Raw genomic sequence first — 2,480 nt, forward strand, 5'->3', positions numbered from 1 at the left:
GGAGCCGGTCGCGCCGCGGCTGATGGCGATCGGCGGCGGGTCGGGCACCGGGAAGACCACCGTCGCCCGCGCGATCGGTGGGGACCTCGAGCCCGCGCCGGGTGCACGGATCCTGCGCACCGACGTCCTGCGCAAGCGGCTCGCCGGTGTCGGCGAGACCGAGAAGCTCCCGCGCTCGGCCTACACACCGCAGGCCCGGTCGGCGGTCTACGACGAGCTGAACCGGCTGGCCACAACGGATCTCGCAGGCGGCATGAGTGTCGTCGCCGACGCCGTCTTCGGCAGTGCCACACAGCAACAGGCGATCGCCGCGGTGGCCACCGAGACCGGCGTCGACTTCACCGGATGGTGGCTGGAACTCGATGAGGCCGAACGCATCTCCCGCGTCACGCATCGGGGGCCCGATGCATCCGACGCCGACGAGTCGGTGGCGAGACGGCAGACCGCGACACTCGAACTGCCGGACGAGTGGACCCACGTCGACGCGCACGCCGACCCGTCGTTCTTCCTGAGGAATTCCGTTCGTCCGCAGGAAATCTCCCGGGGACGAACGACAGAGTAGGGGAAGAACGTTCTTCCCCTACTTCTCAGCTGATCGGCTTGACCAGCGGGAACAGGATCGTCTCGCGGATACCGAGGCCGGTCAGCGCCATCAGCAGCCGGTCGATGCCCATACCGGTGCCGGCGGTCGGCGGCATGCCGTACTCCATGGCGGTGAGGAACTCCTCGTCGAGGCGCATGGCCTCGTCGTCGCCGGCGGCGGCCAGACGGGCCTGGTCGACGAAGCGCGCACGCTGGATGACCGGGTCGATGAGCTCGGAGTATCCGGTGGCCAGCTCGAATCCACGGACGTAGAGGTCCCACTTCTCGACGACGCCGGGCACGCTGCGATGCGCGCGGACCAGTGGCGAGGTCTCGACCGGGAAGTCGCGGACGAACACCGGCTGCGAGAGCTTCTCGCCGACCATGTGCTCCCACAACTCCTCGACGAGCTTGCCGTGCCCGTAGCCCTTGCCCTTCGGGATCTCCAGACCGACCTTCGCCGCGATGTCCAGCAACTCGTCGACGGTGGTACCGGGATGATCGGCGCCACCGTCGGGCACGATCTCTTGCCCGAGCGCCTCCGACAGTGAGGGATACATCTGCAACGACGTCCACTCGCCGGAGAGGTCGTAGACCTCGCCGTCGGGCATCGTCGGGGTCAGTGTTCCCAGGGCACCTTGCGAAACCTCTTGGACGAGTTCACGAGTCATGACCGCGGCATCGTCATAGGTGCCGTAGGCCTGATAGGTCTCGAGCATCGCGAACTCCGGCGAATGCGTGGAGTCGGCGCCCTCGTTGCGGAAGTTGCGGTTGATCTCGAAGACGCGCTCGATACCGCCGACGATGCAACGCTTGAGGAACAGTTCCGGCGCGATCCGCAGGTAGAGATCGATGTCGAAGGCGTTGGAATGGGTGACGAACGGCCGCGCCGCGGCGCCGCCGTGCAGGGTTTGCAGCATCGGCGTCTCGACCTCGAGAAATCCCCGCTTACCCAGCGCTGCACGCAGTTCGGCCATCACCGAGATCCTGGTGCGGGCGATCGAGCGCGCTTCCGGCCGCATGATGAGATCCACGTAGCGCTGCCGCACCCGGGTCTCTTCGTTCATCTCCTTGTGCGCGACGGGCAAGGGACGCAACGACTTCGAGGCCATCTCCCAGGCGTCGGCCATCACCGACAACTCTCCGGTGCGAGAGCTGATCACCTGGCCGTGGACGAAGACGATGTCGCCGAGGTCGACCTCGGCCTTCCAGCGCGCAAGCGACTCCTCGCCGACGCCGTTGAAGGAGATCATCGCCTGCAGCTGGGTGCCGTCGCCTTCCTGCAGCGTGGCGAAGCAGAGCTTGCCCTTGTTGCGCAGGAAGATGACGCGGCCGGCGACGCCGACCATCTCACCGGTCTCGGTGCCGGCCTCCAGGTCGGGGAATTGTGCACGGATCTCCGAAAGTGCATGCGTGCGCGGGATCGCCACCGGGTAGGCCTCACGGCCCTCGTCGAGAATCCGTTCCCGCTTCTCCCTCCGGATGAGGAGTTGTTCGGGGGTCTGCTCGTCGGCAATCGTCTCGTCGGGCGCGTCACTCACGTCCGTGAGCGTATTCGGTGGTGGTGGCGTCCACCAAGTTCGGCGAGCTGTCCGTTCGGTGCGCCCGCCATCAGCGCCCCCGCTGTCAGGTGCCCCGCTGTCAGTGCACCGAGAAGATGTCGAGCTCGGCCTGGCTGATCCGGCCGTTGATACCGGCGCGGCGCAGGCCGCGGTGACCGCCGACCACGAACACCGCCCCGCTCACCCCACGCGCCTGCAGATGCCAGCTCAGCCATTCGGCTTCGTGGCCGTCGTCGGAGACGAGAATCCAGCGGGCGTCGTGGGTGGCCGAGCGCAGTGCCGTCGGCGATCCGGGGGTGAGCAGATCGAGTGCCTCGGCGGCGTCGAGTGCGAGTG

The 2,480-nt window shown here is 67.4% G+C and carries 2 protein-coding genes and 1 pseudogene; 1 reads left to right on the top strand and 2 read right to left on the bottom strand.

All coding sequences use genetic code 11. The annotated features are described in order from the left end of the window. Positions 1–562, top strand: a 562-nt coding sequence (locus tag B1964_RS18840) for an AAA family ATPase (RefSeq protein WP_139765795.1), incomplete at its 5' end; no start/stop codon positions are given. Positions 563–587: 25 nt separating this feature from the next. Here B1964_RS18840 and lysS read toward each other — a convergent pair. Both lysS and B1964_RS18850 read right to left on the bottom strand, forming a co-directional pair. Beyond that, positions 588–2,123: a lysine--tRNA ligase gene (gene lysS / locus B1964_RS18845; RefSeq protein ID WP_079930840.1), complete on the bottom strand. Its 1,536-nt coding sequence runs from the start codon at positions 2,121–2,123 to the stop codon at positions 588–590. A 100-nt stretch (positions 2,124–2,223) separates the two neighbouring features. Continuing rightward, positions 2,224–2,480 (bottom strand): annotated as a pseudogene (locus tag B1964_RS18850) (rhodanese-like domain-containing protein); the annotation flags it as partial.

It is taken from the genome of Gordonia sp. i37, assembly GCF_002043085.1.
Taxonomy (GTDB): Bacteria; Actinomycetota; Actinomycetes; order Mycobacteriales; family Mycobacteriaceae; genus Gordonia; species Gordonia polyisoprenivorans.